This window comes from Bacillus jepli, from assembly GCF_047238305.1.
GTDB lineage: Bacteria > Bacillota > Bacilli > Bacillales > Bacillaceae_L > Ferdinandcohnia.
The window spans coordinates 4,761,841-4,774,319 of the sequence record NZ_JBDFMO010000001.1; the positions used below are offsets into that span (position 1 = coordinate 4,761,841).

The 12,479-nt window shown below is 33.2% G+C and carries 16 protein-coding genes; 6 read left to right on the forward strand and 10 right to left on the reverse strand.

Going from position 1 to position 12,479, the window contains the following annotated elements; genetic code table 11:
- Positions 1–65: 65 nt before the first annotated feature.
- On the forward strand, positions 66–1,073 hold the full coding sequence (locus tag ABC371_RS24215) for a DUF2268 domain-containing putative Zn-dependent protease (RefSeq protein ID WP_412899161.1): 1,008 nt from the start codon (positions 66–68) through the stop codon (positions 1,071–1,073).
- 231 nt (positions 1,074–1,304) lie between these two features.
- Here the strand turns inward: ABC371_RS24215 and ABC371_RS24220 are convergent, their stop codons facing one another.
- The 4 genes from ABC371_RS24220 to ABC371_RS24235 all read right to left on the reverse strand — a co-directional run bounded on the left by ABC371_RS24220 (position 1,305) and on the right by ABC371_RS24235 (position 4,267).
- The gene (locus ABC371_RS24220; protein WP_412899162.1) at positions 1,305–2,177 is read right to left on the reverse strand and encodes an AraC family transcriptional regulator; all 873 of its coding nucleotides are present in this window, start codon (positions 2,175–2,177) and stop codon (positions 1,305–1,307) included.
- A gap of 183 nt (positions 2,178–2,360) precedes the next feature.
- Positions 2,361–3,281 (reverse strand): DUF4367 domain-containing protein, encoded by a 921-nt coding sequence (locus tag ABC371_RS24225; RefSeq protein WP_412899163.1) that lies wholly within the window; start codon positions 3,279–3,281, stop codon positions 2,361–2,363.
- Positions 3,241–3,771: an RNA polymerase sigma factor gene (locus ABC371_RS24230; RefSeq protein ID WP_412899164.1), complete on the reverse strand. Its 531-nt coding sequence runs from the start codon at positions 3,769–3,771 to the stop codon at positions 3,241–3,243. The genes ABC371_RS24225 and ABC371_RS24230 overlap by 41 nt, the downstream gene beginning before the upstream one ends.
- A gap of 190 nt (positions 3,772–3,961) precedes the next feature.
- Positions 3,962–4,267: a hypothetical protein gene (locus ABC371_RS24235; RefSeq protein ID WP_412899165.1), complete on the reverse strand. Its 306-nt coding sequence runs from the start codon at positions 4,265–4,267 to the stop codon at positions 3,962–3,964.
- 198 nt (positions 4,268–4,465) lie between these two features.
- On the opposite strand from ABC371_RS24235, the gene ABC371_RS24240 reads away from it, so the two are divergent.
- From ABC371_RS24240 to ABC371_RS24250, 3 genes are all read left to right on the forward strand, one after another.
- Positions 4,466–4,927: a hypothetical protein gene (locus ABC371_RS24240; protein WP_412899166.1), complete on the forward strand. Its 462-nt coding sequence runs from the start codon at positions 4,466–4,468 to the stop codon at positions 4,925–4,927.
- A gap of 23 nt (positions 4,928–4,950) precedes the next feature.
- Positions 4,951–5,310 carry a hypothetical protein gene (locus ABC371_RS24245; RefSeq protein WP_412899167.1) on the forward strand — a complete coding sequence of 120 codons (360 nt, stop codon included), beginning with the start codon at positions 4,951–4,953 and terminating at the stop codon, positions 5,308–5,310.
- Positions 5,311–5,510: 200 nt separating this feature from the next.
- Positions 5,511–5,747 carry a hypothetical protein gene (locus tag ABC371_RS24250; protein ID WP_412899168.1) on the forward strand — a complete coding sequence of 79 codons (237 nt, stop codon included), beginning with the start codon at positions 5,511–5,513 and terminating at the stop codon, positions 5,745–5,747.
- A gap of 663 nt (positions 5,748–6,410) precedes the next feature.
- Here the strand turns inward: ABC371_RS24250 and ABC371_RS24255 are convergent.
- The 3 genes from ABC371_RS24255 to ABC371_RS24265 form a co-directional block, all read right to left on the reverse strand.
- Positions 6,411–6,512 carry a YjcZ family sporulation protein gene (locus ABC371_RS24255; RefSeq protein ID WP_412899169.1) on the reverse strand — a complete coding sequence of 34 codons (102 nt, stop codon included), beginning with the start codon at positions 6,510–6,512 and terminating at the stop codon, positions 6,411–6,413.
- Between the two features lie 76 nt (positions 6,513–6,588).
- Positions 6,589–6,780, reverse strand: coding sequence for a spore coat protein D (locus tag ABC371_RS24260; protein ID WP_412899435.1), 192 nt, complete (start codon positions 6,778–6,780; stop codon positions 6,589–6,591).
- A gap of 830 nt (positions 6,781–7,610) precedes the next feature.
- The gene (locus ABC371_RS24265) at positions 7,611–7,799 is read right to left on the reverse strand and encodes a hypothetical protein (protein WP_412899170.1); all 189 of its coding nucleotides are present in this window, start codon (positions 7,797–7,799) and stop codon (positions 7,611–7,613) included.
- A 626-nt stretch (positions 7,800–8,425) separates the two neighbouring features.
- Between ABC371_RS24265 and ABC371_RS24270 the strand changes: the two genes are divergently transcribed.
- Entirely contained in the window at positions 8,426–8,767 is a 342-nt protein-coding gene (locus ABC371_RS24270; protein WP_412899171.1) for a hypothetical protein, read from the forward strand.
- A 122-nt stretch (positions 8,768–8,889) separates the two neighbouring features.
- Here the strand turns inward: ABC371_RS24270 and ABC371_RS24275 are convergent, their stop codons facing one another.
- Together ABC371_RS24275 and ABC371_RS24280 are read right to left on the reverse strand one after the other, a co-directional pair.
- Positions 8,890–9,351: an aconitase X swivel domain-containing protein gene (locus tag ABC371_RS24275; protein WP_412899172.1), complete on the reverse strand. Its 462-nt coding sequence runs from the start codon at positions 9,349–9,351 to the stop codon at positions 8,890–8,892.
- Between the two features lie 16 nt (positions 9,352–9,367).
- A complete protein-coding gene (locus ABC371_RS24280) occupies positions 9,368–10,660 on the reverse strand; it encodes an aconitase X (protein ID WP_412899173.1) in 1,293 nt (430 codons plus the stop codon).
- 146 nt (positions 10,661–10,806) lie between these two features.
- Here ABC371_RS24280 and ABC371_RS24285 point away from each other — a divergent pair, with 146 nt between their 5' ends.
- Positions 10,807–11,673, forward strand: a complete 867-nt coding sequence (locus ABC371_RS24285; protein WP_412899174.1) for a LysR family transcriptional regulator — start codon at positions 10,807–10,809, stop codon at positions 11,671–11,673.
- Between the two features lie 203 nt (positions 11,674–11,876).
- On the opposite strand, the gene ABC371_RS24290 is transcribed toward ABC371_RS24285, so the two are convergent.
- Positions 11,877–12,455, reverse strand: coding sequence for a bifunctional transcriptional activator/DNA repair enzyme AdaA (locus ABC371_RS24290; RefSeq protein WP_412899175.1), 579 nt, complete (start codon positions 12,453–12,455; stop codon positions 11,877–11,879).
- Between the last annotated feature and the right edge of the window lie 24 nt (positions 12,456–12,479).

Consider the following 12,479-nt stretch of genomic DNA (forward strand, 5'->3'; position numbering starts at 1 on the left):
TTGTAAAATAATTGGAAGAAAAGGAAAATTTAGAGTATACTAAAAATAGGTTTTAAAATAGGTTGGTGATTAAAATTAAAAGACTAATTCCTTTTTTCATATTTTCCGTTATTGTTGTATTACTTATCGGTTGTTCTAATAAAACAATTGAAGTTGAATCACCTAAAGATCTAAATATTAAGAACCCCTTCATTGTGAAGAATGGCAATCAGGAATTTAGAATTATACCCTTTTATAGTCAAATATTAGATTACATAGAAAGCGTTTCAGAAATTGATCAACACGAGAAGATGGAAGAACATTACTATCAAAAAGTTGTCGAACCATTTCAATTAGATACTTTAGGTAAAGGAGAGGGGTTTTGGATAAAGGACCATTGGGCTTTTGCAACTCCTAAAGACATTAAAACTTTGGAGGAATTTGTATATTCTCTAATTAATAATCAAGATGAAATAAATAAAATAATAGAACAAGCCTTGATTAAATCATCTAATACCCTTCCAGGCGAGAATAAGACTGTTTATTTATTTCCTCCTAATCCGGATGACATGTATGGTATCAATCTAATGGGTGGCACTGCTGGGATAGCAGTCAGTAAGGATGTAATCTTAATACAGATTGAACCATCTTCATTTAAAGAGGATTTTTTGGAGTATGCTGTTGCGCATGAATATCATCATACTATTTATAAGGAGAGCGGAAATGTAAACTGGAATAACACTTTATTAGATTCAATAATTCTTGAAGGTAAAGCTGACACTTTTGCCAAAAGTCTTTACCCCGATATTAATATACCGTGGATTGAACCACTTTCAGCCCAAAAAGAAAAAGAGGTATGGGAGGATTTGGAAGAAGATTTATGGTCAATTGACCTTGACCGATCATTATATCACGATTATCATAATGGAAATCCAAACAAAGGAATCCCCACTTGGACCAACTACAAAATTGGATACCAAATCATGAATTCCTTTTTGGAAAATAACCCTTCCGTCTCGGTTCATGACTGGACACTATTATCTGCGAAGGAGATTTTATCAAATAGTAAATATGGAGATAGGATTTCAAAATAAAAGTTTATTTAGATTCTTGCAAAGGAAAAGAATTTCTTCCTTTGCTTTTTTGTTTTGCATTTTATGTCTACTTAATTATAAAGCTATTTTTTTCTTCTTCTACTATCCTACCCTTTACTTGAAGAAGAATAAGCATTAATGCTGTTTAAGTGGAAACATTCACAATCATCCTATCTGTTGCGAATAAAAAAAAGAGCTGCCATATACAGCTCAGTGATCTAAAATGTACATTTAATTTTTCATAACTGGAATCCAGATTTCGCTTGTCACAGATGGTGAAGTTAATTCTTTGGTTTTTATCGACAAAATTTCAGGGCCTTCTGTAACCTGATAATTGGAAGATGGAAACCATTCTGAATAAATCCTTCCCCACGTTTCCTGTAGCGCACCTGGAAAAGGCCCCGTTGATTCAAATATCGCCCATGTTAACGCAGGAACTTCAAGTTTCGAAAAGTTGTCAGGGCAATCTTGTGTTGTTGCTACGCCAATATACTGATCAAGCTCTCCTTTTTCTTCCATACGTCCTTCAGAAAAATTTGTAGATGCTTGAATCATCCCTTTCGGCTCAACATTAGAGAGTTTTGTTAATTGAGCTATTTTATCCATAGTCAACGATTTCCACATTGCTGCAATTTCCGGGTTTTCTCCTTCAAAAATAATCGGAACTCTTTTCATGATACCAACTATGTTAAATGCTTCTTTATGTTCGATTCTGTAATTCATTTCATCTCCACCTCTAATTGATAATTGAAAGGTCATTAGTGGATGGGCTTTTAATGGCTGTCCAGTGTTTCTTGCTTCTGATGGTGTAACACCATGTAGATTTTGAAAAGCTCTATTAAACGAGTCCGGTGAGCTGTACCCATATTTAATCGCAACATCAATTATTTTTATATGACTGTTCGTAAGCTCAAATGCTGCCATGCTAAGTCGTCTACGGCGGATGTATTCTGATAATGTAATACCTGCAAGAAAAGAAAACATTCTTTTAAAATGATATTCAGAACAACGTGCGATTCTCGCCACCACTTTGAAGTCTATTTCGTTCGTAAGGTTATCCTCGATATACCTTATTGCATCATTCATACTCTTAAGCAAATCCATTGTTTGACCTCCTTTCATCAATAGAATACCAGGAGTTGATTGTGTCCATCCGACTTTATGTGCACCAATTTGTCGGTTTAATGCTTTCTTTCAATAATGGTGCCTGACCCCCGATACGGTAATACTTTACCGCATTGAGAGTCAGGCAACAGATCGAGGAATATCCTCTCATTGAAAAGTCCATTACTTTCCTACCATAGAAAGCAATATTTTTTCCATTTCTTCTTTTGACAACGCTTCTGCAAATATAACGATTTTGTAACCTTTTTCTGGCACAGCAACTCTCATACCAGCGCTGAAACTAGCTCCACCATCTTTAGGGGAAACAAAATCAAACTGAAGTCCATTTAAAGTATAAGTATCGGATTTTTCATAAGGACCAGTCTCTAACATTTCTTCCATGACATCTTTTTGATTTATTTTCTCCTGGTTTGTCCAAAACAAAGACGTTCCATTAGTATAATTTAAAGAAACAACTGGTTCTTCTCCTACATTTTCAAGATTGTAGTTTTCGTAATCTTGTTTATATCCTTCAGGTATATATGTTGGTTTAGTAAAAGGAAAACTTGCCAGTTGTTGAGCTTGTATTGGAATAAATTTAGCTTCGTACGTTCGCATTGATGCTTGAATTTTGTCTAATCTCTTTTCTTCTTCCTCATTAGGGTATTCTCTATTTTCTTTTTCTACCGTACTAAATATCTCGGTCTGTTCATTTAATAATTGACTAAAATGGTTGAACTCTTCTTCTGTTAAATTCTCTTTTGCTATTGCTAAGGTTTCTTCAAAGTAATCAACCTCTGCTTTACTCTCATCAGGATAAGCTTGCATTAATTTTTCTCTCGAACCAAATAATTGGTTGATTAATGTTTCAGCAGCATCAGCAATGTATGTACCACCGAAAGTGAAAGTTGCACCAATAATCATTACTGAAGCCACTGAAGCAATTATCCACTTCTGATATCTTTCCTTTCTCTTTTTTTCTATTTCCGTTTGTTGGTAATGATTATTTCTATCTAATTTCTCAAATGTGTCTTTTTTGAACTTTTCAATATCTACTTTATGTTTAATGAACGTTTTTGCTGACCTTAATTCTCTTTCCTCCATATCCATCCTCCTCAATTTTCTTACTTAATAATTCACGACCACGGGCAAGTCTTGATTTAACTGTCCCACTTTTAAGATTTAAGATTTGTGATATTTGTTGAATAGACAAATCTTCAAAATAGAAGAGTGTAATAGGCAAACTATAATGCTTCGGAAGATGATAGACAGCGTTATGAACATCTTCTTCTCGAACACTTCGGAGATATGATTCTTCACTGCTTTCTAGTTTTCTTTCAGGTATAAAGTTTGATATGACTTCTCGCCACGATTTTCTAAATGAATTCTTACACTCATTAATAACAATTCTTGCAAGCCAAGGAAAAGGATCTTCTTTATTCTTTAATTGGTCCATTGAATTAAATGCTTTAATAAATGCTTCTTGTACTTGGTCTTCTGCTTTTTGCCAATCTTTAACGTATGAATAGGCAAGTCTAATAAGACGATGCGTATACTCATCTATCCATACTTCTAGAACTTCCTTCTTATTCAAGAATTCCCCTCCCTATCATTTGTTGTTTTTGACTTTCGCAAGTAAGATGTATTCTATTTAGGAAAGGTTCCAATATTTTAAAATAAAAAAGGCTGCCATCATTTCGCAGCCAACTTTAACCTCATTATAGCTTACTTCGTATTGGAAAATATGGTAAACACGGAAAGGGGTAGATTAGAGGTAAGAAAAATTAGCCCCACCACATCACACAGACAAATACTGACCATAGGGATACAAATATCCCTATCATACCGAAAATTAATATGTATAAAAGAATAAATCTATCATCAATCTTTTCAAACTTGATCATCAAATATGCTAATAAAGGGGTAACTAAATAAATGAGGATACTAAGAACCGTAATGGCAGTTAAGTAATATACAACATTATCGGTATTGATTATGTTTTCTAAAAAATAGGCTAAAGATTGTCCGTATATGCCTAATACCGTAGCAATTATCATTAAAATCCATATAACAATATGACCTTTATTCACTGCCGACTCCTCCAGAGTAACCATAAGGTAATTCATTATTCATTAGTGTAATATTACACTAATTATAACAAATGTCTCCTCATTTATAAATAGTTTAAATGTAACATTCGCAATCATCCCAGAACAAGGGTTACAGATATTCAGGGTAACATCAGGGAACAATAATCTCTAATATTCGCTAAATAAAGGAGATTATTGATGAAAAAAGTTATTTTCATTACCATATTTGCTTCAGTCATTTTAAATTTTTCACCAATTTTTCCTCACGCTGAAGAAAAACCTATTAAAGGACTAACAGAAATTATCAATGAGTTTTTACCACCAAACTCAACACTGGTAAGTCCAGAAGAACCTAAAACAAATAAACCAGTTCAGTTTTATGACTTAAACCAAGATGGACAAGAAGAGATTATTATTACTTTTGAAATAAAAGCAAAAGAACAACCAAATCCTTCACAATTTGGCGTAATAGTATTAAGAAAAGAAAATGAAAGATGGGAAAAGACTTGGGAGACCCAAACACAGGGGGTAGGATTAGATTATTCTGGTCTTGCTGATATTACTGGTGATGGTATTAAAGAGTATCTGTTTGGTGTCACAATTGGTGATTCAATAGGAAATAAGATAGAGATTTTTAAATGGAATAATAATTCTTTATAAAGATAGCAGAAGTTCCGTATCATATGATGGAACTATTAAGTAATAAAAAAGTTGGTGTAGCCGTTTGGCAAAGATACATTGCAGACACTTATTTTGTTGATGTTCTAAAATGGAATGGAGAAAAATTAGTTCTAGATGAAGAATTATACTCTAGTTACTACCCTACAATTGAAAAGTTTTATGACAATAAAATATCAAAATTAGATGCGTGGTTCTATTGGTATACACTTGCAGATGCTCAAATAAAGGCAAATTTATATGAAAAGGCTAGAAATTCTATCCAAAAAGGAACTACATTAGCAAAGCAATTATCATTACCAGATGCAGTAAAAAACTTTGAAAAATTAAGGGATAAACTTGATAAGAAGATAAAATCTTATTAAGTCTATTAAGCTAACGGGTGCGTTGATCCAAGAAGGAGTAATGCACCTTTTTGTTGAAGTTATTGAACTAACGGTGCAGTTTAGTGCAAGAAGGTTAATTATTTTTATGGTAAAATACAGGCAGATAATTGTTTAGATTTTGTTCAACAAAACGGTTCAGATTGTGGTACAAATTAATGATAAAAATTTGAACAAAGGGGATGAGTTTTTCCATGCTGTGGATTACTACACAAAATAAACAAAGTTTGTTAAATGTAAAAGAAGTTACTGTAAACGGGAAAAAAATAGAAGGCTTTATTGGTAATGGGCTTTTGGATAGTAAGGTTTTGGGGAAGTACGAATCGAATGAAAGAGCATTAGAAATCCTTAACGAGATATTTATGAAGATCGAAGAAAGCAACGGCATTTCTGTGGTATTCACCATGCCTCAAAAGTAAGAATACATTAGCTAAATTATAGGGCGTGATTGCTTAACATTGGCAGTCTCTTCTTATACTACCGGGTAGCTTTAGCGAAATAAGTTAATATAAAAAAGGCTTAGAGTTAAAAAAAACTCTAAGCCTTTTTGACTGTGAAAAATTCTGTGATTTGTGTTGTGCAATTTATGTTATTTGCTGTGTGATTAGGTATGTGATTTAACGGTTTGCACCTCACAAGTAAACCCGTTACAAAATATGTGAGGGGTTTTATCTGTTTTGTTTTCAATTATTACTAAATCTTGCTACATATGTACTGATTTGAAATTTAGATTAAATGTACAAATAGTGTAACACCATTTTGGAGAAGTTATCGTACTAATGGGGCATGATAGTTGGAGAAGAAAAAACTTTCCTTTTATGTCGAAGTAGAAGAAAAAAGCGAAATATAAGGACTATCCCCTAAGGCATAGCCCTAATGAATGAGGTGCTGATCGTGAGATTTGGCTAGAATCTCATAATGATCATGTTGCAGTGACTGCACTAACATATTATTCAACAATAATGGTTGTTGAAACGAACATTAGTGGAATAGTACAAAAAGTAACGTAGATAAGAAAAGAAGCGCAACAATACGCTTCTTTTCGATAGAAGTTTAATTCCAATGTTACAGATTAGGAGGGATTAGTATCCACCACCCACATATGCAGTGCCAATAATGACTAGCAGAATGAAAAGTACAACAATTAATGCAAATCCTGCACCCATACCGTATCCGCCGCTCATAGAAACACCTCCTTCTTCTTATATTAATTTAGACTATGAATCAAAAGTGTGATTCGACATGGTCAAGCGTGGAATTTTAACAGAAAAACCTTCTTCTATGGTGTACAACTTCGGTTCTTCGAATTGGTTTAATAATATGTCTTGGGACATCGATTACATTTATTCGATTAACATTGACGATTGGGTGGATGATTGGATGGACTCGTTTAACAAATTGATTTCGAACATGATATTTCGGAGGACAAACAATTGGTCTTGGACGAAACATTTTCAATTACACCTCCTTTTCCTTTTATAAGATGATTAATTTATACATATTGAAACGGACAAATTCATTAGTTTACTTTAAAATTAGTTTTTTTAATTAGTAATTAGAAAATCAAGATACAAATTTCGAAAAAAAAGACCACTACATCAAATGTAATAGTCTAAAGGAATCTTTATGTGAGGATTTTCACGGTGATTAATGTGGGAATCCACTATTTTTCCAAGGTAATGGATTCTCTAAAAAGGAGGTATTGAGTAGGAGATCATACTTTTCCAAGGTAAAATCCCCTACAAAGATGCTATCATGGCGTCCTGATAGCAATAATAGTATATTCGGAAAATGACCAAGTGACTCGGACAAATATTGATTTTTTCAAAAAAATTGATGCGCAGTTCGAAAAAACGAACTAGTAAGTAATTCTTACAAGTTGTCGAAAGAAATTGCGATATATACGGAGGAATAAAAATTAATTGAGGAATACAGATTGCAGAAAAAGTGCTCTTAATTATGAGTGTTTTTCTAAATAAATATTGGTAATACAAACTTTAGGTTTATTTAGTGGAGGGTGTTTATTATCAATAAGAAAAAATGGTTTGACAAATATATTTTGTTGAAAAGTATTGTGGCAAACTTAGTAATAATGGGACTATTAATGCTGATTTTACTTTTAATAGACAAATTTTTCTTTAGTCCGTAAATATTAATATATGTAGCAGTTGAATCTATGAATATATATAAGTGCAAACAAATGTTGATTTATAAGGGTTTGTGTCAACTAAAGGTTTTTGAACAAAAAAGCGCATTAAAAAAAGCCAATTGGAAAATTCCAATCAGCTCTTTTCTTTGAGATTTTTCCCGATTTGAGTTCCCGCATTTAAGACCGTTACTACCATAATAAAGAAAAAAAGAATTTGAATTTCTGGGTTAGCTGTCCAATAACCCAAGAAATTCATAAAGACAAGGGTTACAAATAAAAGAGCAGTAACTACGGGTAGAAAAATTCGCCAGTTAAGATTCATATTATGCCCTCCTTTATATGTAAACTTAAACTATAAAAATGTTAACATATAAATTTTGGAATTTGAATCATAAAATGAATTTTATTAATTCACAGTTCGAATAAATTATGAAGTAAAAACACTTTCATTGTTGAACTAATGGAGCAAGTTAGCTGTGCGAAATGTTTCTAGTTTAAATTGAGGATGGTCACATTACTCAGGTAAAGGCTAGACAGTCCTTTGGAACTGAAGGATTATACCGAAGAATCAAATGATGGGGTAACGCCCTGAAGGGTTCTCTCTTAGTCGAATAGCACTGGATTTAGTAAGAATGATTTGTGTTATAAGCTTGGTGAATAGGCGTGGTAATCGTTTTTTTACTTGTTAATTAAGACTTTTGAAAGCGATACAATTAAACATTTCTCCAAATATATTATAGGAATTGTTTTGGGAATATTATTTGTTTATTCAGTACCTGTAAGTATATAAACTTTATTTCCTTATTCAAGTAACGGGTGCGTTGATCCAAAAAGGATTACGTACCTTTTTGTTGAAATTATTGAACTAACGAGGCAGTTTAGTTCAATAAGGATACTACTATTAACGTTAAAATATATATAAAATTTCTTCTAAGAGAGGTAGTTTTTATGAAATTGGAAGATAGACAATTTGCTGTGAATGCACTCCGACAAATGTTTATTGGAAGCCAATTCGATGGGATTAAATTTGGTTTAAGTTCTCCAACAACATTTCTTTACTTTGTGCACTATTCAAATCATGAACCTGATTTATTATGGATAAACATTGATACAAAAAAGTGGTTTGTTTTTCCTTTTAATACCATTCCTAATTCTGAGAAAGAGTTGGAGGAACTTACAGAGGAAAAACAGTATAATTTACTTTACTCTATAAGAAGAGAACAAGTAATAGATATAAATTTGGGAGATGTTTCTCCTCATCTTTATATAAAATTTAATTTCTATCTCTAAAAATACTTTTTGAATTTAATAAACACAAAAAAGCCTATTTTCTCTACAGCTTCTGAGAAAATAGGCTTGATTTTGTAACTTATGCTTTCAGCTAAATCAGCTAAACGATTTGCAAAGGCATTTTATTGAGCTTGTCCTTCCACTTCAAATCCCAGAACAATTACTGTCCCGTCATCTTTAATTTCAATTTGTTGACCTTCTTGAACTGCTTCCAAAAATTCGTCACCAAGCTGGTCGATGGCTACAATCTTTTTGCCGTTCCATACTTCTGCAAGGATGATTCCTGCAGCTGAAATAGAGTCAATATGATCTGCGTAAAGCATTGCTGCAGGGGCGATACCAACATCTGCTGCACATTGGAGAATCATGCCTCCTGTAGTAGAACCGATTGTTTTAGGTAAGCAAACGATTTTTCCGCCTATTTCTTTCTTATATAAATCTGGGTTGTTTTGGTCGTTACATATTGAACTTCCAGTCGTTAATCCTCTAAAAAACGTTGCTAATGTATTAAATCCTTGGCGAGTTACCACAGTCTCCCCTGTTAAATTACCTCCAAGTACTACTCTTCCTGTAAAAGTTTTCATGTTCTCTTCTTCCTCCTTAATAATTTTTACCGTTCACGATGATATTCAAGACTTCTTGATCCAAGAAGAAACGTGCTGTTGAATAAGTTCTCATCTTATTTGAATTCGTAATGATCGGGTTTTTGGAGTTTTCTGGGTTGTTCATATACATTACCGGACAAGTAAATGAAAGGCTAACCCCGTTGTTAATAAGCGTTTCATACGCTTTTTCGTCTTCTTTGAATTTGGAAATGACATCTGGTGCTGCACTTAAAATAGTTCTAATGGATACTTTCTCTTTACCAGCTTTCTTCAAAGTTAGGTCGATATTGTCGTTCCAAGTATAGATTTGATTTAATGAAAGGTGAGGGCATCCGATAAAGCAAAAAGCAGGTTCAGCGCTCATGTCATCCCATAATACTGGATAAGAAGCCATTACTTTATTTAGTTCTTCATCATCAATTACATATGTTTGATATCCTTCTACTAATAGATCTCTTCCTTGATCAACCGCTTCAGGAGTCACGTTTTCAATGTGGTAGAGTCCAACAGCGCCATTGGAAGCAGTGGCAGCACCCATATCCTTCAAAAAGTCTTTCATTGTGTTATTAAGCTCGTTACCTAATAATTTATCAAGACCAGTAATATAAGGAGTATCTTCAACTACCTTCATGCCAATAGCACTTCCAAGAAGCATCGGATTTGGAGTTTTTGACGTTTTTACTTCGACTAACCATTTAGCTTTTCTTCCTTCTTCTGTTAAAAAACCGAACTCAGGAGTTTTTCCTAAAATACCGCATAGTAATTCGATTATTCCTGAATTACGATTTGATTTTGCACCAATAACCGAGTTGGCAAATACAACGGCTGAAGACTCTGCCCAAGAAAGAACTTGTCCTCTTTCAGGAACATTTCCGACTTCTTTCATATAAGCAGCGCAAGAGAAAGCATCTTTATCTTTCAGCCCTAATTTTTGCAACTGTTCTTCATATTGTTCTTGGTGTTGATATAAATCTAAAGAAACTTTTTTCGAGGCTTCTGTAGTTTCAATATTTTCAAAGTCAACCGGTCTTGGGTCAACAGTGAAAGGTTCTTTTGTTTTTAAACCCGCACCAATTAATTCATCCATCATGTTGAATACCGCGTCAAAGCCTGTCATCCCGAAGGAAGTAACAACGTGAATAGGACCATCGATTGGAACTAAACGCTTTGCTCCAAATGCTTCTCCAAAAAGAACAATGGATTTAAGAACCTTTTGCATGACTTCTCCTTGTTTGCCATCAAGAATATCTTTTTCTTCTTGCGTTAGTTGCATCTTGTAATTATTCATACTTATCTTCCCCTCTATATTAGTAAATACTTGATAAAAAAAGGACTTCCTGAATTCAATTGTACTCCTGACAATCTATACAATCTAATATATAATTAACTATAAATATATAGTTTTAAATAAATATAAGGTGTGAATCAAATAAGATGGAACTACTCCAATTGAAATATTTTCAGACAGTAGCATATATGGAACACATTTCTAAAGCAGCCAAAAAATTAAATATAGCGCAACCCTCATTAAGTCTGATGATTAAGCGATTGGAAGACGAAATGGGAACTCGATTATTTGATCGTAAAGGGAGAAATATTCAACTGAACGAATCAGGAAGGATTCTACTTAGACACGTAGATACAATTTTTGCTGAAATTGAAAATGCTAAAAGAGAGATACAGAATAGGGAAGATATTGCGCATGAAAAAATCATCATTTCGATTTCTAACCCCCGTTTCCTTTCAGGCATGTTGATGGAATATTTCAATCTACATCCTGATGCTTCAATACAGCAATCTCTTGGAACAAGGGAATCTATTAGTATCCAACTAAAAAAAGGAGAAATTGATTTAGGTATTGCGGGGCCACCAATTAAAGATGAAGCGATAGAAAGCTGTATCCTAATGGAAGAAGATATTGTATTAGTTATTCCTGAACATCATCATCTTGCCAGCAGAAAAGTTATCGACCTAAAGGAAGTATCTACGGAATTTTTCATATCATTAGCAGGATATGATGAGTACAAGAACACTGTAAATCAGCTGTATGAAACTGCAGGCTTCAATCCAAAAGTCCTTTTTGAAGTGGACTATGACTTACTAATTGAAATGTTTCAGCTCCACAAATGTGTAGGGTTAATTCCGATTACCTTATGCGAGAAATATGGATTGAGCTATGTAAAAATTTCCGATCCAAAGGCTAAATTTACTGTCGGATTATCATGGGCTAAAGAAAAATTTCTTTCACAAAACGTAGAGGAGTTTAAGGAGTTTGTCCGGACGTATTATAGAAATAAATAACTTGTCATAAAATTTTGTGACACCTCCTTGAGAGTTTTGATAACGAGTTGAGTCCTTATTCAACTATAGGGTGCTTTAAAACAATAAAAAAACTCTCCAGAATGATTTATTTGGAGAGTAAGTTTTTTTCTCTCTTACCTTATTCTATAACTTTCTTCTAGCAAAAGTATTTGTTCCTTTATATAAATATCTACATGATACTCTTAATTTATCTTCTTATTGTTAATTCTAAATTGGTGAGGTGAGCAGCCACATATTTTTTTAAAGTGTTTGTAGAAAATAGAAAGATTATTGTACCCTACCCGAAAGCATATCTCCGTGATGTTGTGTTCAGTACTCAATAACAAACTCTTGGCTTTATGAATTCTTATGTTTTCAAGGTATTTGTGTGGCGTGATTTTTAAGTTTTCTTTGAAGATTCTACTCAAATGATAGGGACTTACACCTATTCTTACAGCAAGATTGTTTAAGGTGATTCTCTCTTGATAGTGCTTTTCTAAACATAATTTTGTTTTCTCGACTATTTCTTGTTGAGGATCATATATGTCAATAAAAAGATCAGGTCGACATCTTTTACATGGTCGAAATCCTTGTTGTATAGCTTCCATAGCATTTTTAAAAAAACATATATTATTATAGTTCGGGGTTTTGGATTTACAAGATGGTCGACAAAAAATACCAGTTGTCTTTACGGCATAAAAAAACTTACCATCATATCTTTTGTCACAATTGACTATTGCTTTCCACTTTACCTCGAATGAAAATAGATTATTTGATTTCATGGATTAAACTCTCTCCAAATGATA

Excerpts from the sequence above, each read along its gene's own strand:
- ABC371_RS24220 (WP_412899162.1), bottom strand. The coding sequence starts at position 2,177 with ATGGATTTGCTTAAGAGTATGAATGATGCAATAAGGTATATCGAGGAT.
- ABC371_RS24225 (WP_412899163.1), bottom strand. The coding sequence starts at position 3,281 with ATGGAGGAAAGAGAATTAAGGTCAGCAAAAACGTTCATTAAACATAAA.
- ABC371_RS24240 (WP_412899166.1), top strand. The coding sequence starts at position 4,466 with ATGAAAAAAGTTATTTTCATTACCATATTTGCTTCAGTCATTTTAAAT.
- ABC371_RS24245 (WP_412899167.1), top strand. The coding sequence starts at position 4,951 with ATGATGGAACTATTAAGTAATAAAAAAGTTGGTGTAGCCGTTTGGCAA.
- ABC371_RS24250 (WP_412899168.1), top strand. The coding sequence starts at position 5,511 with ATGAGTTTTTCCATGCTGTGGATTACTACACAAAATAAACAAAGTTTG.
- ABC371_RS24255 (WP_412899169.1), bottom strand. The coding sequence starts at position 6,512 with ATGAGCGGCGGATACGGTATGGGTGCAGGATTTGCATTAATTGTTGTA.
- ABC371_RS24260 (WP_412899435.1), bottom strand. The coding sequence starts at position 6,780 with ATGTTTCGTCCAAGACCAATTGTTTGTCCTCCGAAATATCATGTTCGA.
- ABC371_RS24265 (WP_412899170.1), bottom strand. The coding sequence starts at position 7,799 with ATGAATCTTAACTGGCGAATTTTTCTACCCGTAGTTACTGCTCTTTTA.
- ABC371_RS24270 (WP_412899171.1), top strand. The coding sequence starts at position 8,426 with ATGAAATTGGAAGATAGACAATTTGCTGTGAATGCACTCCGACAAATG.
- ABC371_RS24275 (WP_412899172.1), bottom strand. The coding sequence starts at position 9,351 with ATGAAAACTTTTACAGGAAGAGTAGTACTTGGAGGTAATTTAACAGGG.
- ABC371_RS24280 (WP_412899173.1), bottom strand. The coding sequence starts at position 10,660 with ATGAATAATTACAAGATGCAACTAACGCAAGAAGAAAAAGATATTCTT.
- ABC371_RS24285 (WP_412899174.1), top strand. The coding sequence starts at position 10,807 with ATGGAACTACTCCAATTGAAATATTTTCAGACAGTAGCATATATGGAA.
- ABC371_RS24290 (WP_412899175.1), bottom strand. The coding sequence starts at position 12,455 with ATGAAATCAAATAATCTATTTTCATTCGAGGTAAAGTGGAAAGCAATA.